Source organism: Vagococcus jeotgali, assembly GCF_035918315.1.
In the GTDB taxonomy this organism is placed as follows: Bacteria; Bacillota; Bacilli; order Lactobacillales; family Vagococcaceae; genus Vagococcus; species Vagococcus jeotgali.
In genome coordinates this window covers 825,293-847,005 of sequence record NZ_CP142146.1, presented here as the reverse complement: position 1 = coordinate 847,005, position 21,713 = coordinate 825,293, and the positions used below count along the sequence as shown (strand labels likewise).

The window sequence follows — 21,713 nt, the reverse complement described above, 5'->3', positions numbered from 1 at the left end:
GAACTGATGATGGAGAATGATATTTTAAAGCAAGCGGCGCTGATATTCGGACGAAAGTAGAAGTTGTTAGGGAAAACAAAAAGAAGGATAGTGTATCAGCGATGTGTCGAAAATTAGAAATTTCTCGTGGAGCTTATTATTATGAAGTCAAAAGAAAAAAATCAGAAGCTATTGTTGAAAAAGCAGTCATTGAGTCATTTACAGATAGCCGTAACTCCTACGGAACAAGAAGAATTAAAGATGATTTAAACGATCAAGGATTAATTGTTTCAAGAAGAAGGATACGACGAATCATGAATAAGTTTAATTTCATTTCAAGCTACACAACACTGAAAATTAAGCCTCAAGCAACGAGTAAAAATGAACAGAAAATCGATAATGTTTTATCACGTCAATTTGATAAAATGCAACCTATAGAAGCGGCTCTTGTGTCAAGATTACGGATAAAAATAGTCGAATAAAATAATTAAATCAAGTTAATCTCCTTTTAACTTGATTTAAAATTGATGTTAGTATTCCTCATTTAGATAAATGAAGAATCATTCTGTTTTTTGGGCAAAATCAAATAAGCCTTGAGAGTGTAATATAAACCGTGTAAGTAACCTACCATCCTAGGTAGTGGGTTGCTTCGCGGTTTTTCTTTTTTTACAATAGATTAAAGGAGTGGTAAGTCATGACAAAAAAGAAAAAAGATCAAAAATCAGCGAAGTTAGCTCAATCAATTATTGATGCCTATCAACCAGAATCGGTTGAAGACATGCAAGAAGCCCTAAAAGATGTTTTTGGACCGATATTTGAAGCAATGCTTCGTGGAGAATTAGATAATCATTTAGGTTATGAGAATCAGTCAAGACAAGAAAAAGAAACTCAAAACAGACGGAATGGATATGGAAATAAAAAATTAAAAACAAGTTTTGGTGAATTAGACATTCAGGTTCCTAGAGATAGAGACGCTTCTTTTGAGCCAGAAATTATTCCTAAAAGAAGCAGAGACGTTTCAAGTATTGAAGGAAAAGTTCTTTCTATGTATGCCAAAGGCATGAGTCAACGAGATATTGCCTCGACAATTGAAGATATTTATGGTTTTACTATTTCTCATGATATGGTGTCGGATATCACAGATCAAATATTACCAGAACTTGAGGAATGGCAAATCAGACCTCTGGCCAAATGCTATGCCTTCTTGTTTGTCGATTGTATGTATGTCACTCTAAGAGAAAATTATGAAGTGAAAGAATGTGCGGTGTATACAATTCTTGGTTATGATTTAAAAGGAAATAAAGAAATTCTAGGTCTTTGGCTAAATCAAACAGAATCGAAAAATAGATGGATGCAGATTTTTGATGAGATTAAAGAGCGTGGCGTTGAAGATATTTTGTTTATTTCAATGGATGGTGTATCAGGGCTTGAAAATGGAGCCAAAGCTATTTTCCCAGGTGTTGTCGTTCAACGTTGTCTGGTCCATTTAGTTAGAAATGCCCTTCGTTATGTGCCAAGTAAAAGTTATAAAGAGGTTTGTAAGGATATGAAGTCTTTTTACAGTGCCTCCTCTTTAAAAGCGGCTCAAACAGCTTTTGATACCTTTCAAACAAAGTGGGCAGTCTATCCTGGAGCTATTGATGTTTGGAAAAGAAATTTCCACCATGTCGAACAATTATTTGATTACGGCTCAGCTATTCGAAAAATAATGTACACGACAAATGCTGTAGAAAGTGTTCACTCTAGTTTCCGCAAGGTAACTAAAAAAGGAGCTTTCCCTAATGAGAATGCCCTTCTTAAGCTATTATATCTTCGAGTGAAAGAACTTCAAAGTAAATGGGAAGGTGGGCATGTTCATAATTGGGCTATGGTGCTTAACCAATTAACGGTCAACGACTCTTTTTCAAAACGTGTCGAAAAATATAATCGTTACTAATCAAAATAAGTGAGACATATAAAATTTGACAACGAGTCTCTCGTCCTGCGATTTTTTATCGGGACAAGAGGTTTATTAAAAATACCCTCTTATTCCTAGAGATTATCACAGGACGACTCATTGTCAAATTGAGTTTCTATTTTTATTTTTAAGGAATTTACACACTTAACTTGACAAACCCTAAGCCTTTCAATAATAAATTGAAAAACTAAGCTGCTAAAGAGATTCGATCTTTATTATACCAACGAATATAAGTATCAATTCCTAGAATCGCTTCTTCAAGGGATTGAAAACATTGACAATTAATGTATTCACGTTTTAAAATTGAATGGAAACTTTCTATTCTTGCGTTATCACCAGGACATCCTTTACGAGAATAGGAATGTTTTAAGTTTAATTGATTGAAAGTTTCTTCAAATAATTCACTTGTATACTGACTTCCCATATCACTATGAATAATTTTGGTTTCCAATTGTTTTATTTTAGATGGGTCAATAACACTCGCTGCTAACACGTTAGTATTACTAGGATCATCTTGTTGAATCCATTTACAAATTGTAGAGACACTAACGTTATATTCCTTTGATAAAGAGGTGGCTGAACGGCCACTGTGTTTAAGTGAAATCATTGATTGTTTAAATTCTTCTGAATATCTTTTAGTTGTCATAATAAAAAGCTCCTTTAATAGATTATATCATCGAACACTTTGTCCGTAATCTTATTATAAGAGGCAAAAAAGGTTGACTTAAAAAGTCAGCCTCTTTTACATATATACCTACTAAAAATGAATAGATGGCAGGAGTATTTCCAACAACCTATTCATTTTTAATTGTTATAGTGATTGACCAAAGATTTTCATTTTAATGTTTTCTCCAGTTGGCGTGCCTGCTAATCCACCAAGCCCAGTTTCACGTAGCTCTCTTGGCATACTACGTCCAACTTTACGCATGGCTTCAACAACCTCATCTGCTGGGATTTTATTTTCGATACCAGCTAAAGCCATATCTGCTGCAATTAATGCATTACCTGCTCCAATTGCGTTACGTTTAACACATGGAATTTCAACAAGACCAGCAACAGGATCACAAACTAAACCTAATAAGTTACCCATTGCAATACCAAATGCAATTTCTGATTGATCTGGTGTTCCACCGGCAGCCTCGACAGCTGCAGCAGCTGCCATAGCAGAGGCACTACCTACTTCAGCTTGACAACCACCCATAGCTCCAGCAATCATCGCATTATTGGCGACAACCATCCCAAATAATGATGATGTAAACAAGAAGCGAACCATTTGCTCACGACTCAATTTTAATTGTTCTGCAATTGGGAAAAGTACGCCAGGAAGTGTACCACTTGCTCCGGCAGTTGGTGTGGCACAAATAACACCCATTGCAGCATTTACTTCATTCGTCCCTAGAGCATCTTGTACTCCGTGCATTATACGATCGCCGGAAAGAGTATTCCCTTTTTCACGGTATTTTTTAATTTTTACCGCATCTCCTCCTGTTAAACCAGTAGATGACATCACACCATCACCCATGACAGAGCGTTCAACTGCTGCTTGCATTGTATCTAAATTTCGCTCCATTTGTTTCCAAATATCTTCATAACTTCTTTTTGAATGATCCATTTCTTGTTCAATCATTAAATCTGATAATGATTTACCTGTTTCATTTGCTTCTTTAATAAATTCTGCAATAGAGCTGTACATGTCTTTACCCCCGACTATAATAGAATAATTTTACTGTCTTTTTTAACATGATAAATATCATCTTTAATTTTATCTGATGGAGGAGAATCTAAATCAAATTGATATAAGAACGTTTCCCCATTTTGATATTCTGTCATTTGGTTAATTTTAATACCATTATCACCTAATAACGTTTCAATTTGTTTTTTTAGTATTTCATTTTTTGTAATAACTAATAATACTGGTAATGTGCCTTGAGGTTCTAATACAAACCCTTCAATTTCAATATATTTTACTTCAATTGTTCCACCACCAACAGAGATACCTGTCACGTGAATTTCACGTTCATCATTAGATAAGGTAATACATGCTGTATTGGCATGGTGTACTGGACTATCTCCAGACATTTCAACAAATTGAATGTCGATATTTTCTTCTTTAGCAATATCTAGTGCAGCTGGTACTCTAGCATCATCTGTTTCAAATCCTAAGATACCACTAGCAATAGCAAAGTCTGTTCCGTGTCCTTTATGTGTTTCAGCAAATGATTCGTAATATTTTACTAGGGCATGGGTTGGTTTGCCTTGAAATAGTTTGTTAGCTAACTTCCCAATTTCAATCGCTCCGGCAGTATGAGAACTAGATGGTCCAATCATAACAGGACCAATAACATTAAAACAGCTTTTAAAGTTCATTACTTTTTTTTCTTTTTTTTCTACTTTTAACTCTGCTACTGATGACATGTTGTACTCTCCCTTATATGAAATATTTTATTAAGATACGATTTCGCCTTTTCTAATTTCACTAACAGTAACTTTTTTATAATTTTTAAATACAATAGTTTTAGCTGGTGAGTTATTTCCAATTGTTACTAAAAGACCTGCCCAAGGTGTGCCATACCTGTGACTGGTACTTGTAAACCAAAGTAAGTAATAATTATACCATTGATCATACCTGCTACAGCATTTGTTGCATAGATTGGAACTGGGTTTGAACTGATGATGTCTACTTGTGTCAGTGGCTCAATAGCAACAGCTAATGCCGTTGAGTCATCACCAAATTTCATTTTCTTGAATAACATACCGTTTAAAATGGCTCTTGTGTCAAGATTACGAACAAAAGTAGTCGAATAAAATAATTAAGAGGCTGACCCAAAAGTCTCTAGAATAAACTAAAAGGAAGAAAATCTTTTTTCGATTTTCTTCCTTTTTTAACGTAAAAAATAGCACTATCCTATATAATTAAAGTGACGAAACCAACTAAAAAGGAGTGCTATTTATGTATAAGAATTATAACACGAAACAGGTTACTTTATCACTGAATTTAGATATTTATTTAGAAGAAAATGATATCGCTTTTGCGATTGATGAGTTAGTAGAAAGCATCCCTGTGGATGTGTTCTCAGTTTTTGAGCATCGAATGGGAACTTCGTCTTATCATCCAAAAATGATGTTGAAGCTTATTCTGTGTGGCTACACTCAATCTATTTTTTCAGGCAGAAAGATAGAAGCTATGTCTAAAGACAGCATTCGTGCCATGTGGTTAACGCAATCACAGACACCTAACTTCAGAACAATTAATCGATTCAGAGTGAACCCACTGGTTCAACCGATACTTCAAGAATGTTTTATTCAATTTAGAAATCAGCTTGTTTCTCAACAATTAATTGATGAAGAAGCTATTTTTATTGATGGAACAAAGTTAGAAGCCAACGCAAATAAATATACCTTCGTTTGGAAAAAGAGTACACAACGTTATGAAGAATCTTTGAGAGAAAAGTCAAAGTCCTATTATCAACAACTTGTAGAAGAGCAAATTATTCCATCTATTTGTTCAGAAGATGATGAGTTAAACACAGGAAATTTAAAACAAATCATTGATGAGTTGGAAATAAAAGTAAGTGATTTAAGCACTAAAATTGAAAATACTTCAGATGTTCAAGAGAGAAAAGAACTTCGTTCTGAGCGTAAAGAGCCTAAAAAAGCATTGAAAGCTTTTTCTGACTTTATCTATAGAAAGCAAAAATATAAAGAACAACATGATATTTATAACGGTAGAAATAGCTACTCTAAAACAGATCATGATGCCACTTTTATGAGAATGAAAGATGACCACATGATGAATGGTCAGTTAAAACCTGGATATAACGTTCAAATTGCAACCAATCATCAATACGTTTTAGCATATGAAACATTTTCAAATCCAACGGATTTTAAAACAATGATTCCCTTCTTAGATACTATCAAGAAATCTTATTTTGACTTACCTAAATACATTGTGGCAGACGCAGGTTATGGTAGTGAAGAAAACTATCAAGCAATTTTAGATGATTTTGAAAGAACTCCATTAATTACTTATACAATGTATCAGAAAGAACACACTAAAAAATATAAACAAAATCCATTCATTCCAGATAACTGGATTTATAATGAATTGGCAGATACTTATATTTGCCCGAATAATCGAGAAGTCAAATTTAGAAATTACTCTACTCGAACGGATAAATCTGGATTCAAAAGACAACTTAAAATATATGAATGTGAGTCTTGTTTAAATTGCCCAGTTAGAGCATTATGTACTCGTGCGAAGAGTAGTAAAAATCGAGTGATTCAAAGAAATGGGAATTGGGAATATTTTAAAGCTCACGTAAGAGAGCTTTTGAAAGAGGATGTCACAGGAGAAATATATCGTCAAAGAAAAATAGATGTTGAACCAGCCTTTGGAAATCTGAAGGCTAATTTGGCATTCAATCGATTCTCTGTAAGAGGAAAAGATAAGATTTCACAGGAGCTGGGATTTGCGTTAATGGCACTAAATTTAAGAAAACTGAGAAAAAATAGGAAGGATATTAGTAAGAGATCACGAAAAAACAAGCATTCTGAAATGAGAGGTTTCATTTTGGAATGCTTGTTTTCTGTAAAGAGACTTTTGGGTCAGCCTCTTAAAATTGATGTTAGTATTCCTCATTTAGATAAATGAAGAATCATTCTGTTTTTTTGGGCAAAAGCAAATAAGCCTTTCAATAACAAATTGAAAAACTAAGCTACTAAAGAGATTCGATCTTTATTATACCAACGAATATAAGTATCAATTCCTAGAACCGCTTCTTCAAGGGATTGAAAACATTGAAAATTAATGTATTCACGTTTTAAAATTGAATGGAAACTTTCTATTCTTGCGTTATCACCAGGACATCCTTTACGAGAATAGGAATGTTTTAAGTTTAATTGATTATATCATCGAACACTTTGTCCGTGATCTTATTATAAGAGCCAAAAACTTAGATGGAGTTTTGGAAGCATTCAAAACAGCATAGCTCTAAAACGCGTTTAACAGTGTTCCAATTATCCGAGTAGTTTTGGAAGCATTCAAAACAGCATAGCTCTAAAACCGTAAAACGGGCGTGGCTTGCTCACCATCAGTTTTGGAAGCATTCAAAACAGCATAGCTCTAAAACTCTTTGTACGCCTCAGCAGTTAATCTATAAGTTTTGGAAGCATTCAAAACAGCATAGCTCTAAAACCGCCACCGTGCGTTAAATTGTACCCGGCTTGTTTTGGAAGCATTCAAAACAGCATAGCTCTAAAACTTGTTGTTTTTAATTTCAAAACACCTTGTCGTTTTGGAAGCATTCAAAACAGCATAGCTCTAAAACTGTCATCATAAACTGGCTTATAAATATTAAGTTTTGGAAGCATTCAAAACAGCATAGCTCTAAAACTATATCTTTATCATCTGCAATCAAGCGAAAGTTTTGGAAGCATTCAAAACAGCATAGCTCTAAAACCTCGTAGAAATTTTGAGATCCCGTAATCGCGCCATTCGTCCATAGCAAAACTTCAGTTATGAATACTTCCTTTATTTAAAAGTTGGTTATATTTTATTTTCAAAGAACTAATACTTCTCTCTTCTATTATACCATATTAGACTGATAAACATAAAAATCTGTATCTACTACATACTGATTTAAATATGTTTTTTGAGTTGTCTCTAAAAATAAAACATCCATATTTAACAAGGAAACAAATTCTGTTATTTCTTTTAATTCTATTTCATTAAAATATGACGTGACATTAATAAACACTAATAAGTTCTTTTTAGGTAAATATTTAAAAATTTGAAGTATTTCAATCATTTTCTCATAAATCGTGTCACTCGCTGTTTCAACCTTCACTCCTAAAGACTTTAATAATTCTAGAATAGTAATCTCATCATACTCTAAATCTAAATCATGATTTAATATTTCATGACCAATCAATGTTGTAATGGTATTTGCTAATTGTTCGATTTTTGTTTTTATTTCTGGTTGGTCATTAAGTTGATTTTCAATATCAGAGTAAATCAGTTTTAAAACGGATGCCTGGTTGACATCAAAACCAAAAATATCGCTAATTACACTGATTTCATTAGTTTTCATTCCTTTATAATCTTTATAAAATAAACGTAGTTCACTAGTGCCATCATATTGATAAAATAATTTAGTTAAATGAGCAAATAGTGATTGATCTTCAACTACTAGATAAGTCGCCCCATCAATAACAATAGGTTCATCTAATACTGGGAAGTTTATATTAATCATAACTCTCTCCTAAGAAGACAACTCGCTGGTCTGTATTAGCTACTTGAGTATCTAGCTCTCCTGATAAATAATACATTTTAGAGAACTGTTTTTCTGTGACAGATAAAACTGTAATCAAACCATTGTCTGGATTATTTTTATTCAGTCTAGCAATCATCGCTTTTTCTGCTGAATTATTTAGTAATATTTTACTATAAACAGAATACTGGTGCATGATAAACCCCTCGTTGATCAAAAACTTACGAAATCTTCTATAAGATTTTCTCTCTATTGCTGTTGAAACCGGCATATCAAACATAACTAACATTCTCATATATCTATAACTCATATCCTAAACTCAGGAACTCCTTCCCCGCCTTGATTAAGTGCTTTTATTACTTTTTTAGTATAATCACTGATGATATTAGTTAAAAACATTTGTTTATTGTTATATCGGTAAGTTTCTTGAAATAATTGAAACAAATGTCTCTTCATTACTTGAAATGTTTCATTCTTATGCTCAAAGATAATCTCATCTACAAGAGGACGAAATGGTTCCATAATATCACTGGCTAAATTAAAATCATTGAATTGATTAGAGTGCTTTAAACCAAATTGAGTCATGCAACCATTTTTAACAATTTCTCTAGCAAAAATACTCATTAAAAGAGTATAACCATAATTAAGCCCAGCATTAATATCATTATCCTGCTCCCTTGAAAAATCATTTCCAAATAAAGTATTAAAATACGTTCTAGCAGAATGCCCCTCACGATTAGTTGTATCAAAGGGCTGTAAATCATCATGAAAGTACAAAATAGCATCGGCTTTATCAAAATACTCACGTTGTCTTAAAAAGGTACTTTGATTTAATATTTTTTGAGAAATAATATCCGTCCAAACGACTGACTTGACACTCTCTTCCCACTTTATTTGTTTTGATAACTGTAAACTACTATCATGTCTAGCATAAAAAGGTAGTAATTTACCAATAGGTAGGCGTTTATCATCACAAAATAGCATTAAAATATTTTCATCAACTAATCGTTTAATTAGCATAGTCGTTAAAGTAATATCTGTTGTTTCTAAAATCAAAACATCAATTTCTGATAAGTGAATCATCTCATGTTGATCTATTGACTTATAAATTAAATGATTATTTTTATACTTTAGTTTTGAATGTTGGTTAACAACAACAACCCGCCATCCCATTACATATCACTCACTTTCATACGAGTTTCGTAAAGACCTGTGATAGATTGATAAATAAGTGTGGCATCAAAGAGTTCAGTCATATCCGATTTTCCAGTATATCTTTTTCTTGGGATATTTTCGCCAAAAAATTTAAACTCAGCTGGTGCACCCATTTGAGTAAACCTTAAAAGATTGATCATAGATTCAGCTTTTTCTTTTATAGGGCTATTTTTATTATTAAAGTATAGGGATTCAATTTTATTTAGATTACTTTGAGCCAAGATATATTTTTCTGAAAATAATTTGACTATGTCTAATATTTGGTCATAATTATCCTCGTATCCCTCTAAATATTCCAAGTAACTATCTCTACCTTGAGTTACTTGATTAGAGTAATAAAGTATTTTAACTAATTTTTCTGGTAGAACTAATTGATTTCCTTTTTGTAATTCACCAGCACTTGACAATAACCGCTTTTTACCATCATTCATCTCAAATAAAGAGTACTTAGGTAATTCAAATAAAACTCTGGCTTCAAGAAAACCTTTTGTCTCTAAATAATCTAGTCGGTTGTTCTCATAGTCTCGTTGGTCCATTAAAGGGATACCTATTACATCATTTGTCACTACTTCTTTTTTACCTTTTTTGTATTCAATAAAAACTGAATAAACAATCGTTGGACTGATCACACCGCCATAACTTTCGGTCGACCACTCTTTATCTTTTGTTTTTCGAGGAATCAACTTTTTAGAATCAGATTTTGGCATTATAGACTCGTTGGTAAACTGTCCTTTCTGCTTCTCAACTTTCTTCACAATATTCATTTGATTGTAGCCAATCACTTTTTTGACTTGAGTAATATCTCGCTTAGACCAGTAAACCTCCCCGGTCTCGGCATTGATACTTTCTTCTTTTTTAAAGATTGACATAATATTCCCGTAAAAATTCTTTTTATCTGTAGCAGTCATTCTAGACTTTAATCTTGTACTTGAAAATTCACCATAAACAAATTCTGCCCTTAGTTTAGGGTAGGCTTTTAAAAGGGTATTTCCCACTACAGTATTTAAATAAGCATCATGAGCATGATGATAATCATTAATCTCACGTACTTTATAAATGTTAAATTGTTGCCTAAATTGACTGGTCAAAGAAGATTTCAACGTTAAAATTGGGACATCTCTAATAATTTGTCCTTTTTCATCTTTTTCAGTATTAAATCTACTATCAAGAATCTGAGCCACATGTTTTGTAATTTGTCTTGTTTCAACTAACTGTCTACGGATAAATCCTTCTTTGTCAGCATCCGTCAGCGCACCTTTAGTTAAATTAGCATATTTACGATCACTCATTAATTTAGCTTTTACTAATTGGTTCCAAAATCCTATGTTTTTATCTATAACCTTTTGGCTTGGTACATCATCAGATTTCCCTCTATTTCCTTTAGATGACACAAGAACTAAGTTATCAATAGAATTATCTACAATAAAACTTTGAGGGATAATATGATCTATATCATAGTGTTCTAGCTTATGAATATCTAACTCTTGTCCTGTATACATATCTCGACCGTTTTGTAGGTAATATAAATACAATCGATCATTCCGTAGAGCTTGGTTATCTGTTGGATGTTCTTCCAATATCTTACTTTTTAGCTCTTTCAACATTTTTTCTAATTGTTTATACCTTGTTTGAGTTCGGTTTGTTCGTTGATTTTCTCTTGCCATCTCTACTACAATATTGGACGGGTTATACCCCATAATCTCAACGATTTCTTCAACGATTTTCAAACTTTGTAAAATCCCTTTTTTAATCGCAGGACTTCCTGGTAACTTACTGACAACTTTGTCTAAATCAGACATATCCGTTTCTTGTTGGGCTTGTGCTATCTCGTCTTTAAAGCTAAGCGCGGGATCATTAATTAACTGCATAAAGTTTCGGTTAATATGCTTTTTACCACCATCATCTGTGATTAAGAAATCCATGATTGTCTTCTTAGTTTCCTGATCTTTGATTCCTACTAGTAATTTTCTAGATAGTCTTCCCCAACCAGTGAAATGTCGCTTCTCTAATTTTTTTAGTGCCTGAGTAGATAATATGTCATCATACTTAGCAAGTTGTTCTCTGATCATAGGTCTGTCTTCAAAAATCGTCAAAATTTTAATGATTTCCTCAAAGTCGTCTTCATGTCTAGGATCATCTAACACACTTTTATCAACATGCTTACTAACAAAATCAATATAGGTACTATAAGTCGCATTAAATCTCCCTTCGTCTAACCCTCTAACAATCTTAACACCGTGATATTGATGCTTATTTTCTAAATAATCTATCAGATCAGTTGCAGTAATTCTTTTCTTTACCTTAAATAAGTCATTAAAGATATCAATTTTTTCTGCTCCTGACAAATTATAAACGTGCCCACTGTCATCTTCAAATGACACTTTAGTTAGCTCATTAAACACCGTGTAACGCTGATAGATTAAACTATGTTGAGGTAAGACTCTCTCTGTTGGTAAGTAGGTATCAAAATTAGTCATTTCCTCAATAAATTTTGTGGCAGAAGCTTTTTCATCTACCACATCACTAAAATTAAGTGGGGTAATAGCTTCCTCACTACGTCTAACAAGCCAAGCAAAGTCACCTTTATTATTCTCTTGTGCTAGTGGCCCAACATAGTAAGGTATTCTAAACGTCACATTACTAATTAACTTCTCTCTTTCCTCTTTTAAAAATGGGTAGTACTTTTCCTGATTATTTAAAATAGCTTTAAACTCACCCACATGAACTTGATGAGGAATCACACCATTATCAAAGGTACGTTGCTTTCTAAGAAAATCTTCACGTTCGATTTTTTCTAAGAAAGGTTCCGTTTCCGCGTTTTTTACAAGAGTCTTTTTAAGAAACTTATAAAAGTTCTCCTCCGTTGTTTTCCCGTCAATATACCCTGCATAACCGTCTTTTTTCTCATCTTTAAACATTGGATAGTAGTCTTTTGGCTGATGAGCTTTCATATATTCTTTCAGCTTCTCTAAATCCTCTTTATGATCAGAATATCTCTCTATCATACTAGAAGATAGTTTCGCCTTGGTATTCTCATCTCTAGTTGACAAAATATCTGATAGTTGAATCGCTTCATAGACATTTCTTGCCGCTAGTATATCATTCGAAAGTGATAATGTCCTAAGTAGGTCGAAAGACAAAATGTCCCAAAATGATAAAATAACTTTATGAAAAGGATAAATCTAACAATGAATGAAACCAAAAAGTATCAAGTTATTAAAGCTGTCGCTGAAAATAAAAAACAAAAAAAGAGAGCTAGTGTTGAACTTAATTTATCTATACGACAAATTAACCGTTTAGTGAAATCATACAGGGAAAATGGTAAATCAGCATTTGTCCATAAAAATCGAGGGAGAAAAAATAAGCACTCTGTGCCTGAAAAAGTAAAACAACAAATAATCACTAGTTATCAATCGTTTAGTATTAAACCAAATATTAGGCATTTTACTGAAATACTGAAAAACGACCATCATATCTGTTATACAGATACTACAATTAGAAGCATCCTGTACAAAGCAAAAATACTTTCACCAAAGGCTCAAAAAAAGACAAAAAGAAGACTCAAACAATTAATAAAGCAAGAAGGTCAACAAACCAAACAATCAGAGAACCTATTGGTTCCAAGAGCTGAAGACTACCTAGAACTCCCTGAAAAGACCCATCCTAGTCGACCTAGAAAAAAATACAAAGGAGAATTAATTCAATTAGATGCTAGTTCATATAATTGGTTTGGAAATCAAATAACTCATCTTCATTTAGCTATTGACGACGCATCAGGTAATATTGTTGGCGCTTATTTTGACCAACAGGAAACGCTCAATGGTTATTACCATGTTCTTCATCAAATTCTGACAAAACAAGGGATTCCTGCCACTTTTCTAACAGATAAACGAACCGTCTTTGAGTACAACAGAAAATCAACAAAAGCTGTAGAAGAAGATACGTTCACGCAGTTTGGGTTTGCTTGTCATCAATTAGGTATTGACATAAAAACATCCTCTATTCCTCAAGCGAAAGGTCGTGTAGAACGTTTAAATGGGACAGTGCAATCAAGATTGCCTGTTGATCTTGAGATAGCAAATATACATTCTATAGAGGAGGCTAATCAATTTCTATCTGTATGGATTCGAAAGTTTAATCGACAATTTGGTCACAAAACTGCAGAAAGTGTTTATGAAACTTCTCCTACAACAGCTGAAATTAATTTATTACTAGCTACTGTCTCTCATCGTATAGTCGATAATGGCCATCATATTAAGTATCAAAATAAATTTTATCTTCCAATGGAAGGTAGTAGCGACAAATATTTTACAAGAAAAACAAAAGCATTAATTATAAAAGCTTTTAACGGGGAGATTTATGTTAATATAGCAGAAAAAATTTATCCTACTAGACGATTAAAAACCCACGAGACCTATTCAAAAGAGTTTGATGGGGTTTCTTCAGATATAAAAAAAGAAAGACGCAAGTACATTCCACCACAGTCACATCCGTGGAAACTTGAGTCTTTCAAAAGGTATCTTCAAAGTATTGACCGTACTATCGAAGAATATGAGGCTGAAAAAACAGCCTGAAACAAAAAGTACCTTATTTTACCAATAATGGTCACATTAGTGCAAGTTTTACGCAGTAAAGATTGCGCTAATGTGAGCCCTCATTTTGGGACATTTTTATGTTCGATTGACACATTTCTTGCCGCTAGTAACACATCAGCATACCCATCACCAATTTTTTCTAACACTTCACTCAAGTTATCTTCATAATCATCTTTTGAAAATTCTAACTTGCTGTCCTCATTTAGTTTAAATGACTGCTTAAAATTCGCTTGATTACCAACTATTAGTTTTACAAACTGAGCAAAGAAACCATTTTTCTTCTCCTCAGGAAAACAAGACATGATTTCATCAAATTTCTGAGTTTTTGACACAGGTTGACTGGCAATCTTATCAATCGCTATATCGTTTGAAACAGAAGAAAAGGCACCCTCTACATCTTCAGTGTTTAATGCTTCATTATAAGCTATTAAAAAAGTTGACCACGTTTCTTCAACTGAAGAATTCTCGACATCCAATTTACCATCAATCAAAAAATGACCACGATATTTAGTGATATGAGCTAAAGCTAAATAAACTAATCTCAGATCAGCTTGTTCTTTATTATCCACTAACTCTTTTCTTAAATGATAAATGGTAGGGTAGGCTTTATGATATGCCTTTTCCTCGTCTAATGTGGCAAAAACTGGGTAAGCACTATAAGTTTTATCTTTAGGGACATAAAAACTCTCACCTAGACGGTCAAAAAATGTTGGATCAAGTAAACTCATCTCAGAATCAAACGTTTTTTGTAACACTTTTAGTCGATTCTTTCTTCTTGTATACCGTCTTCTAGTTGTTCGCTTCATTCGTCTGTCTGCAGCTGTTTTACCTTCATCAAATAAACGCACACCCCAAAAATTTTTCGGCTCTTCGTCAAATGATGTGGATGAGTAAAATTAAGTGAATTTAGGCAGCAGAAACCGAATGGTTTTTGCTGCTTTTTTGTTTGTCTTTAAAACTAAGTAAAATTCTGTATTTATAGTTCTGAAAATTTCTATAGCCGTAAGCTATTCGTTTGATTAATTTAATTTTGTTTATGGAACCTTCTAAACAACCATTTGAATAAGCGTATTTAAAGGTGTTTTCAATTCTTGGTAAATGCTTCTTTAGTGTTCGAATCGAGGTTTTCATTGGAATAGAGATATCTTCGTTAGCTAATAATAATAGATCAGAAAAAGTGTCAAAATCATTGTTTTTACTACAGTATAATAGTTCTTGATAAAGTTTATAAGTTTCTGATAACTCTTTGTTTAAGCTAAGTAAATAATCCATGACATCTGTTTCAGGTAAAATACTCTTAAATAAACGCTGATAACGATAATCTGTATAATTCAATTCATTAGAATCTTTTAAAAAGAGTTTCCAATATTTTTTTAGTTTTCGATAATTTTTCATGTCAGTTACATTCGATGTGCGATAACGATTCATCGTCTTAATTCTAGTTATGTTTAAAGAGCGACTGATAAGTTGAACTAAGTGAAAGCGATCAATAATCACCTCAGCATTAGGAAATAACCTTTTGGCTAATTTAAAATAGGCTGCATTCATATCAACGACAATTGTTTTTACTTGGCGACGAACCTTTAGAGAGTACTTAAGAAAGTGTTTCTCTAGTGTTAGCTTTTTATTATCAATGAGAATATCGATAATTTGGTGTGTAGAGGAATCAGAGTAAATAAAACTGTACTTGCCACTATTGTTTTTAACCGAAGTAAATTCATCAAAACAAAGGTTTTGAGGTAAATATAAAAATTGATTAGATAAGTCTTTACCACCAGATACTAAAATTCTATTAATCGTTGTTGATGAAACAAAATGTCTTTTAGCTAAATCTTTAAACGAGATAGCATCACTTAACTCAATAAGAATTGATTGCTTCACTCTTTTAGCGATAAAACAATGTTTCTCAATTTCTGAAGATTCAGCTAGAAAAGAGGAGTCACAATGACGACAAAGAAATCTCTGTTTCTTTAATAAAAGATAGGTTGGGTAGTGAGCCACACTTAACCACTTTATTCGAGAAGAAATAAACCCATTTTTCACAATAGAAAATTGTTCATTTTTAATGCCACAACAAGGACAAGCCGAAGGAGTGTAAGTAAGAATACCTTTATAAATCTTGGATCTTATCCCTTTAATAAGCTGTTCCTCACAAAAAATAGAATCGAAATAAATATTTTTATCTTTTAAATCTAGCGATAGTCGAATACAATGGTTATGAGACATACGAATCTTCCTTTCTAAAATTTGGTTTGGTCACTTTAATTTTAACGGGAAAGTTCGTATGTTTCTATTATTTTGTAAAAAAATAGATGCGAATGAATTTCTTCATCCACATCAAAAATTATACAACCAATTTTTCTTAATCGCTTTGTGGTTGGTGTTTCCCATTACTTTCATTCGGCGTTTTACTAAATCGTGATTTTCTTTTGTAACGGCCCAACCTACACTGTTTGTTCCAATATCTAAACCAATTGAATAAGACTGTGACATAACTTTACCCTCCAAAAATAATTTAATAGACATAATAGTTGTTTATTTTTAAATATTTGTTATAATAAATGTGTTGGTAGCATTCAAAACAACATAGCGAGTTAAAATAAGGCTTTGTCCGTAATCAACATTTGTGACGCTGTTTCGGCGTTCTTTTTTTTTGCCTTTTTTAACTGGACCAACACTCTTATAACATTTATTTTACCAAAATATGTCTATAAAAACTAATGAAAACATATATAAATAAAACAGATGGGTAGTTACTTCAATGATACACGAATTTTTACCATGGTGTTTTTTTTATTATTTTAGAGTGGCTAACTTGATTTTACAACTAAACCATTAAATTTTCTTATAAAAAATAAACACTATTGTTATTTTTTAAAATTAATAATATATTATAATACATTAGAATACTATTTATTATCTTATCTGTCTAAAATGTGCTATAATGATTTTAGAAGGAAGTGATTTAACTTGTCTAAAGCTATGGTTACAGTCGATTCATTTGTTGATTCACTTACAGTTCATAGTGAAGAAGTCGTAGGTCGAGTGGAAGTGATTTTGGAGAATACTGTTTTAATTAGGGATGAAGAGGACGATACCCATCTTGTTTTAAAAAGTACACTCATAGAAGAAGGTTACTCAGTAGATGAGCAGACCCATTCTTACAGGTCACCTTATAGAAGACGATAGACATTAGGTCAGTCTGATATGTTTTCAAGTAAAAACAGAGAAGTTACCATATTTATGATGGTTGCTTCTCTGTTTTTTCGTTGTTATTAGTGATAAGTTATGACTGTATGAAAAGTACGACTAAAGCAATGATAACCATTAGTAAGTCTACTCCAAATAATATATAAATTCTTCTTTTAATCTTTTCTATTTTTTTTAATTCTTCATTAGTCAAATGACTAACCGTTCCTCTTCTTTTAAATAAATAAAAAAAGATTCCAGCGCCATTTTGAGAAGAGGAAGCTAGTATTGTCCAAAATTTTGGTTTTGATATTTGTCTACTTTTAGCATCCATAAAAACAAGTTGATAACTATAGTAAATTAATAGAGGTATGGTTATTAAAAATAATAAAATTAATGAGATGATTAATACGTGTCCCATGTGCTCCCCTCCTTTGTTTAATTAATACTACCATTTATGTTATAAAAAAAACAGACCTCAATCTTTTTGCTTTTTTATTTATCTTATTTCAAGTAGAATAGAGCGTTAAGAATTTAGGAGGTGATTGGGATGAGTTTATCATCTTTATCTGCAATCAAAGTATCAACTGACCAATGATATTTTGATAAATAACACCCTGCTGTTTTTTTCAAAGTATCCAATAACTTGAAAGAAGGAAAAAACATGCTAAAACCATATGAATATACTTATGTCACAAACAAAATTAAACAATTAATTGATATTTATAAAACAGTTTCAGACCCACAAGTCGTTGAAACTAATCAAATGCTTATTGGAGAAACATTAAATGACGTTTTAGGACAAGAATTACACGATGACATTAAGCCTATTTACTTAGATAAACGTCTAACAAATGAAAAAGCCAAACCTTTGTTTGCCAGACTAAAATCTATGGTAACCCCTTTTGAAGATATCTCTGACAAACAAATTGAAAAAACCTTTAAAAAGGTTAAAAAACTCAAATTACCAGTCAAAGACAACTATGATTTCACAGAGCTTAATTATCTAGCTTGGGATGATATTGGTTCATCACGAAAATATATCGTCTTTCGTAAAGACAACGAGCTATTTGCAACTTATGGTGTGATGTCTAGTAACGTTAGTAAAGGGTTATGTGCCATCTGTCATCAATTTGATAATGTCTCCATGTATATGGCCACCACTAAAAAATAATGAACTTTTTTTATATCATGATAGTCTAGATTTTTTAGTACTTAACACAAACGAGGTCTGTTTATCCTTCCAAAAGACGTCGCTCTTGAAAACGGGATATTAAAAGACAATCATATTTGGTGTACTGACCTTAACCAAACAGCTACTAAAACTCAAAAGTAGTAATTAAATTACTTTTACGATTATTCCACCTCAAAAATTAGGCTTAACATCTAATTTTTGAGGTGTATTTTTTTGATTATAATAATAAACATTTATAATAATTTATTCATCCTTTTTTATATCATACTCATTATCTATTCATTAAAATCAAGACAATAATCACAACAATTAAAGCAATTACACTACTGATCTGCATAATCTTCTTTATTGTCGGTGACATGTTTCATCCTCCTATTAAAAAAACATATACATTCTGTTCATTTTCAGTTCATATTATACCATTATAAAGCAAATTAACCTAAAAATAGACATTTATCTAATAAAAAAGACCTAACCAAGAGGCTAGATCTGTGTTTTTATTACTTCAAGCGTTCATTCAACTCATCAGCTAAGTCTTCAAAGCCTTCTTTGCCAAGTAGGGCAAACATATTTCTTTTATAAGCCTCAACACCTGGTTGATCAAATGGGTTAACGCCATTTAAGTAACCTGAGATACCAACAGCGATTTCAAAGAAGTACATTAAATAACCTAAAGTAAAGGCATTTGTTTCAGGAATTGTAATCACAAAGTTAGGCACATCACCATCTGTATGAGCTAGTAGCGTTCCTTCAAAAGCTTTTGTATTCACAAAATCAATTTCTTTGCCTTCAATATATCCTAAACCATCTAAGTCTTGTTCCATTACTGGAATTTTTAAGTCTTTACGAGCCTTATCAACTTTAATGACTGTCTCAAAGATATTACGACGTCCTTCTTGAATATATTGACCTAGTGAATGTAAGTCAGTTGAGAAATTGGCACTTGATGGATAGATCCCTTTTTGATCTTTTCCTTCAGATTCGCCAAATAGTTGTTTCCACCACTCAGAGAAGTATTGTAAACTTGGCTCATAATTAATTAAAAGCTCCGTTACTTTTCCTTTGCGATATAAAATATTACGTAGAGCTGCATATTGATAAGCCTCATTTTGAGCTAGATCATCAGTCATGTAGTCAGCGCGTGCTGAGGCAGCTCCTTCCATTAACTCATCAATATTTGCTCCAGTTACAGCGATTGGTAGTAGTCCAACAGCCGTTAAAACAGAGAAGCGCCCTCCAATATCATCAGGAATCACAAATGTTTCCCAACCTTCAACATCTGCTTCAACTTTGACAGCTCCACGAGCTTTATCAGTTGTCGCATAGATACGTTTGTTAGCTTCTTCTTTACCATATTTTTTATTTAATAATTCTTTAAAGACACGAAAAGCAATAGCAGGCTCTGTTGTTGTTCCTGATTTTGAAATCACGTTAACAGAGAAATCACGCTCTCCAATCACTTCGATTAAATCAGATAAATAAGTGGAACTAATAGAGTTTCCTGCAAATAATACAAGCGGTGCTTTTCTTTCTTTATCTTCTAATAAATTGTAAAATGAATGATTTAGAAAATCAATTGCTGCCTTAGCTCCAAGGTAAGAACCACCAATTCCAATCACAACTAATACTTCTGAGTCAGATTGAATTTTTTTAGCAGCTTGTTTGATACGTGCGAATTCATCTTTATCATAATCAACTGGTAAATCAATCCATCCTAGATAATCACTACCTGCTCCTGTTTTTTCACGTAACATATTATGAGCTGTTGTGACTTCTTGTTGCATATAGCCTAATTCATGTTCTCCAATAAATGGGCTAACTTTTGAATAATCAAAATGAATGTGTGACATAATCATCCTCCTAAAATTATCTTAACAATTAATAATACCATTCCAGTTTACCATTTTTTAATCAAAAACACATCTTTTTCATGTTATTTTCTATATTGTTACCAGTAACTAATTAAACTAATCCTTGAATTAGCATCGCTTTTGCTACCCGTTCAAAACCTGCTATATTAGCTCCTGTTACGAAATCATTTTCATAAGAATAAGTTTTAGCTGTTGTTTGGCAAGTATCAAAAATCTGTTTCATAATGTGATTTAATTCTATGTCTACCTGCTCAAAAGTCCAAGACAATCTCCCTGCATTTTGAGCCATCTCTAAAGCAGATACTGCCACACCTCCTGCATTAGCTGCTTTTCCAGGACAATAAATAATATTATTTTCCATTAATAGCTCTAAAGCCTTCAAATTAACTGGCATATTAGCCCCTTCTGCCACGATTGATACACCATTATCAATCAATTGCTTGGCCTCTAATTCACCAATTTCATTTTGCGTGGCACAAGGAAGTGCAATATCATACTCAGTAACCTCTTCCCAAATAAATTTTTCAGACGTGTAGCTAGCTTGTGTCCTTACTTTAACATACTCACTTAGTCTTTCCCGTTTGACTTCTTTAATATCTTGTAGCAAATCAACATCAATACCGTCTGGATCAATGACATAACCTGATGAATCAGAACAACCTAAAACCATAGCACCTAATTCTTGAGCTTTTTTTATCGCATAAATCGCGACATTTCCACTACCAGAAACAATGACTCGTTTGTCTTTTAAACTATCCCCTCTTGATTCAAGAAGATGATTAACAAAATAAACCACACCATATCCTGTTGCTTCTGTCCTGGCTAGACTACCACCAAGTAGTAATGGTTTTCCAGTAATCGTACCAGACTGATAATTATTTAAACGTTTATACTCGCCAAATAAATAACCAATTTCTCTACTACTTACTCCAATATCTCCTGCTGGAATGTCCTCACTTGGACCTATGTATTTTTGTAACTCTTGCATAAAACTTTGACAAAAACGCATGATTTCCGCATCAGATTTGCCTTTTGGATCAAAGTCACTGCCTCCTTTTCCTCCTCCAATACCTAGATCAGTCAGACTATTTTTAAAAATTTGTTCAAAGGCTAAAAACTTCATGATACTCTGATTAACCGTGGGGTGGAAACGCAGACCACCTTTATATGGTCCAAGAGCCGAGTTATATTGTACACGGTAACCTGTGTTAACACACCACTTACCAGAATCATCCATCCACGGCACACGAAATTCAATCAATCTTTCAGGAATAATCAATTGACGTAATAAATCTTTTTCCACATAAATAGGATTTTTTTCTAAAAAAGGCTGGATCGCATTAAAAAATTCTTCAATAGCTTGGATAAATTCTACTTGATAAGCATACTTTGTTTCCACATCTCTAAATAAATTTGTTAAATAATCCTTCGTTAACATATACA

The 21,713-nt window shown here is 32.6% G+C and carries 19 protein-coding genes, 3 pseudogenes and 1 CRISPR repeat array; of the genes and pseudogenes, 6 read left to right on the top strand and 16 right to left on the bottom strand.

Going from position 1 to position 21,713, the window contains the following annotated elements; genetic code table 11:
• Positions 1-101: 101 nt before the first annotated feature.
• Both VSF34_RS04420 and VSF34_RS04415 read left to right on the top strand, forming a co-directional pair.
• Positions 102-461 (top strand): IS3 family transposase, encoded by a 360-nt coding sequence (locus VSF34_RS04420; RefSeq protein ID WP_326717834.1) that lies wholly within the window; start codon positions 102-104, stop codon positions 459-461.
• A gap of 212 nt (positions 462-673) precedes the next feature.
• Complete coding sequence (locus VSF34_RS04415; protein WP_326717833.1) at positions 674-1,915, top strand: IS256 family transposase; 1,242 nt, start codon at positions 674-676, stop codon at positions 1,913-1,915.
• A gap of 208 nt (positions 1,916-2,123) precedes the next feature.
• Here VSF34_RS04415 and VSF34_RS04410 read toward each other — a convergent pair.
• The 5 genes and pseudogenes from VSF34_RS04410 to VSF34_RS04390 form a co-directional block, all read right to left on the bottom strand.
• Positions 2,124-2,435 (bottom strand): annotated as a pseudogene (locus tag VSF34_RS04410) (transposase); the annotation flags it as partial.
• Positions 2,436-2,543 (bottom strand): annotated as a pseudogene (locus VSF34_RS04405) (IS3-like element IS1520 family transposase); the annotation flags it as partial.
• Positions 2,544-2,747: 204 nt separating this feature from the next.
• Complete coding sequence (sdaAA, locus tag VSF34_RS04400) at positions 2,748-3,629, bottom strand: L-serine ammonia-lyase, iron-sulfur-dependent, subunit alpha (RefSeq protein WP_326717832.1); 882 nt, start codon at positions 3,627-3,629, stop codon at positions 2,748-2,750.
• Between the two features lie 14 nt (positions 3,630-3,643).
• A complete protein-coding gene (gene sdaAB, locus VSF34_RS04395; RefSeq protein WP_326717831.1) occupies positions 3,644-4,351 on the bottom strand; it encodes an L-serine ammonia-lyase, iron-sulfur-dependent subunit beta in 708 nt (235 codons plus the stop codon).
• A 128-nt stretch (positions 4,352-4,479) separates the two neighbouring features.
• Positions 4,480-4,689: a PTS sugar transporter subunit IIC gene (locus VSF34_RS04390; protein WP_326717830.1), complete on the bottom strand. Its 210-nt coding sequence runs from the start codon at positions 4,687-4,689 to the stop codon at positions 4,480-4,482.
• Positions 4,690-4,886: 197 nt separating this feature from the next.
• Between VSF34_RS04390 and VSF34_RS04385 the strand changes: the two genes are divergently transcribed.
• Positions 4,887-6,587: an IS1182 family transposase gene (locus tag VSF34_RS04385; RefSeq protein WP_370659271.1), complete on the top strand. Its 1,701-nt coding sequence runs from the start codon at positions 4,887-4,889 to the stop codon at positions 6,585-6,587.
• Positions 6,588-6,646: 59 nt separating this feature from the next.
• Here VSF34_RS04385 and VSF34_RS04380 read toward each other — a convergent pair.
• The 5 genes and pseudogenes from VSF34_RS04380 to cas9 (VSF34_RS04360) form a co-directional block, all read right to left on the bottom strand.
• Positions 6,647-6,829: pseudogene (locus tag VSF34_RS04380) on the bottom strand (integrase core domain-containing protein); the annotation flags it as partial.
• Positions 6,830-6,896: 67 nt separating this feature from the next.
• A CRISPR array of direct repeats spans positions 6,897-7,395; the repeat unit is 37 nt; unit sequence AGTTTTGGAAGCATTCAAAACAGCATAGCTCTAAAAC.
• A 126-nt stretch (positions 7,396-7,521) separates the two neighbouring features.
• Positions 7,522-8,187, bottom strand: coding sequence for a type II-A CRISPR-associated protein Csn2 (gene csn2, locus VSF34_RS04375; RefSeq protein ID WP_326717829.1), 666 nt, complete (start codon positions 8,185-8,187; stop codon positions 7,522-7,524).
• Entirely contained in the window at positions 8,180-8,515 is a 336-nt protein-coding gene (gene cas2 / locus VSF34_RS04370; RefSeq protein WP_326717828.1) for a CRISPR-associated endonuclease Cas2, read from the bottom strand. The genes csn2 and cas2 overlap by 8 nt, the downstream gene beginning before the upstream one ends.
• Positions 8,512-9,378: a type II CRISPR-associated endonuclease Cas1 gene (cas1, locus tag VSF34_RS04365; RefSeq protein ID WP_326717827.1), complete on the bottom strand. Its 867-nt coding sequence runs from the start codon at positions 9,376-9,378 to the stop codon at positions 8,512-8,514. The genes cas2 and cas1 overlap by 4 nt, the downstream gene beginning before the upstream one ends.
• The gene (cas9, locus tag VSF34_RS04360; protein ID WP_326717826.1) at positions 9,378-12,470 is read right to left on the bottom strand and encodes a type II CRISPR RNA-guided endonuclease Cas9; all 3,093 of its coding nucleotides are present in this window, start codon (positions 12,468-12,470) and stop codon (positions 9,378-9,380) included. The genes cas1 and cas9 (VSF34_RS04360) overlap by 1 nt, the downstream gene beginning before the upstream one ends.
• Positions 12,471-12,608: 138 nt before the next feature.
• On the opposite strand from cas9 (VSF34_RS04360), the gene VSF34_RS04355 reads away from it, so the two are divergent.
• Entirely contained in the window at positions 12,609-13,994 is a 1,386-nt protein-coding gene (locus VSF34_RS04355; protein ID WP_326716316.1) for an ISNCY family transposase, read from the top strand.
• Between the two features lie 80 nt (positions 13,995-14,074).
• Here the strand turns inward: VSF34_RS04355 and cas9 (VSF34_RS04350) are convergent, their stop codons facing one another.
• The 3 genes from cas9 (VSF34_RS04350) to VSF34_RS04340 all read right to left on the bottom strand — a co-directional run bounded on the left by cas9 (VSF34_RS04350) (position 14,075) and on the right by VSF34_RS04340 (position 16,508).
• Positions 14,075-14,863 (bottom strand): type II CRISPR RNA-guided endonuclease Cas9, encoded by a 789-nt coding sequence (cas9, locus tag VSF34_RS04350; protein ID WP_326717825.1) that lies wholly within the window; start codon positions 14,861-14,863, stop codon positions 14,075-14,077.
• A 58-nt stretch (positions 14,864-14,921) separates the two neighbouring features.
• On the bottom strand, positions 14,922-16,241 hold the full coding sequence (locus tag VSF34_RS04345; RefSeq protein ID WP_311873860.1) for an ISL3 family transposase: 1,320 nt from the start codon (positions 16,239-16,241) through the stop codon (positions 14,922-14,924).
• A 111-nt stretch (positions 16,242-16,352) separates the two neighbouring features.
• Positions 16,353-16,508, bottom strand: a complete 156-nt coding sequence (locus VSF34_RS04340; RefSeq protein WP_326717824.1) for a hypothetical protein — start codon at positions 16,506-16,508, stop codon at positions 16,353-16,355.
• Between the two features lie 477 nt (positions 16,509-16,985).
• On the opposite strand from VSF34_RS04340, the gene VSF34_RS04335 reads away from it, so the two are divergent.
• Entirely contained in the window at positions 16,986-17,204 is a 219-nt protein-coding gene (locus VSF34_RS04335; protein WP_326717823.1) for a hypothetical protein, read from the top strand.
• A 97-nt stretch (positions 17,205-17,301) separates the two neighbouring features.
• On the opposite strand, the gene VSF34_RS04330 is transcribed toward VSF34_RS04335, so the two are convergent.
• Complete coding sequence (locus VSF34_RS04330) at positions 17,302-17,625, bottom strand: hypothetical protein (protein WP_326717822.1); 324 nt, start codon at positions 17,623-17,625, stop codon at positions 17,302-17,304.
• Positions 17,626-17,868: 243 nt separating this feature from the next.
• On the opposite strand from VSF34_RS04330, the gene VSF34_RS04325 reads away from it, so the two are divergent.
• Entirely contained in the window at positions 17,869-18,378 is a 510-nt protein-coding gene (locus VSF34_RS04325; protein WP_326717821.1) for an elongation factor G-binding protein, read from the top strand.
• A 521-nt stretch (positions 18,379-18,899) separates the two neighbouring features.
• Here VSF34_RS04325 and VSF34_RS04320 read toward each other — a convergent pair.
• Together VSF34_RS04320 and gdhA are read right to left on the bottom strand one after the other, a co-directional pair.
• The gene (locus VSF34_RS04320) at positions 18,900-20,249 is read right to left on the bottom strand and encodes a glucose-6-phosphate isomerase (RefSeq protein WP_326717820.1); all 1,350 of its coding nucleotides are present in this window, start codon (positions 20,247-20,249) and stop codon (positions 18,900-18,902) included.
• 112 nt (positions 20,250-20,361) lie between these two features.
• Complete coding sequence (gene gdhA, locus VSF34_RS04315; protein ID WP_326717819.1) at positions 20,362-21,708, bottom strand: NADP-specific glutamate dehydrogenase; 1,347 nt, start codon at positions 21,706-21,708, stop codon at positions 20,362-20,364.
• Between the last annotated feature and the right edge of the window lie 5 nt (positions 21,709-21,713).

Coding starts and splice junctions, on each gene's coding strand:
- VSF34_RS04325 (WP_326717821.1), top strand. CDS start 17,869: ATGCTAAAACCATATGAATATACTTATGTCACAAACAAAATTAAACAA.
- VSF34_RS04345 (WP_311873860.1), bottom strand. CDS start 16,241: ATGTCTCATAACCATTGTATTCGACTATCGCTAGATTTAAAAGATAAA.
- VSF34_RS04385 (WP_370659271.1), top strand. CDS start 4,887: ATGTATAAGAATTATAACACGAAACAGGTTACTTTATCACTGAATTTA.
- VSF34_RS04390 (WP_326717830.1), bottom strand. CDS start 4,689: ATGTTATTCAAGAAAATGAAATTTGGTGATGACTCAACGGCATTAGCT.
- VSF34_RS04340 (WP_326717824.1), bottom strand. CDS start 16,508: ATGTCACAGTCTTATTCAATTGGTTTAGATATTGGAACAAACAGTGTA.
- VSF34_RS04420 (WP_326717834.1), top strand. CDS start 102: ATGTGTCGAAAATTAGAAATTTCTCGTGGAGCTTATTATTATGAAGTC.
- sdaAA (WP_326717832.1), bottom strand. CDS start 3,629: ATGTACAGCTCTATTGCAGAATTTATTAAAGAAGCAAATGAAACAGGT.
- VSF34_RS04415 (WP_326717833.1), top strand. CDS start 674: ATGACAAAAAAGAAAAAAGATCAAAAATCAGCGAAGTTAGCTCAATCA.
- csn2 (WP_326717829.1), bottom strand. CDS start 8,187: ATGATTAATATAAACTTCCCAGTATTAGATGAACCTATTGTTATTGAT.
- VSF34_RS04355 (WP_326716316.1), top strand. CDS start 12,609: ATGAATGAAACCAAAAAGTATCAAGTTATTAAAGCTGTCGCTGAAAAT.
- cas2 (WP_326717828.1), bottom strand. CDS start 8,515: ATGAGTTATAGATATATGAGAATGTTAGTTATGTTTGATATGCCGGTT.
- VSF34_RS04320 (WP_326717820.1), bottom strand. CDS start 20,249: ATGTCACACATTCATTTTGATTATTCAAAAGTTAGCCCATTTATTGGA.
- sdaAB (WP_326717831.1), bottom strand. CDS start 4,351: ATGTCATCAGTAGCAGAGTTAAAAGTAGAAAAAAAAGAAAAAAAAGTA.
- cas1 (WP_326717827.1), bottom strand. CDS start 9,378: ATGGGATGGCGGGTTGTTGTTGTTAACCAACATTCAAAACTAAAGTAT.
- gdhA (WP_326717819.1), bottom strand. CDS start 21,708: ATGTTAACGAAGGATTATTTAACAAATTTATTTAGAGATGTGGAAACA.
- VSF34_RS04330 (WP_326717822.1), bottom strand. CDS start 17,625: ATGGGACACGTATTAATCATCTCATTAATTTTATTATTTTTAATAACC.